The 345-nt window shown below is 69.6% G+C and carries 1 pseudogene; it reads left to right on the forward strand.

From position 1 onward, the window contains the following. Positions 1 to 227, forward strand: a pseudogene (locus tag ACLZOT_RS50810) (hypothetical protein); the annotation flags it as partial. Positions 228 to 345: the final 118 nt, after the last annotated feature.

The raw sequence follows: 345 nt of genomic DNA on the forward strand, positions 1-345 counted from the left end.
CGGACATCGCGGGGCGGGTCCGGGTGCACGGCCGCGGCGGTACGGTCCTGCAGCCCGGCATCGATCTGCTGCAACGCGCGGACGACTTTCCGCCGGGCGCCCCGGTGCTGGTCATCACGGACGGCTGGTGCGATGTGCTGCGGGTGCGGCGTGAGCACGCGTATCTGATTCCGCAGGGTCGTCGCCTGCCGTTCACCCCGCGTGGGCCGGTCTTCCGGGTGAGCTGACCCGGAGTGTGATCGGATGGTGTCCCAAGAGAACAGCCAGACATCGGAAGGACCCACCGTGGCAACCACGCGCTCCGCACACACCGTCTGGGAAGGCAGCCTGCTCGAGGGCAAGGGT

The sequence above is a fragment of the Streptomyces sp. 4F14 genome, from assembly GCF_048159485.1.
Lineage (GTDB): Bacteria > Actinomycetota > Actinomycetes > Streptomycetales > Streptomycetaceae > Streptomyces.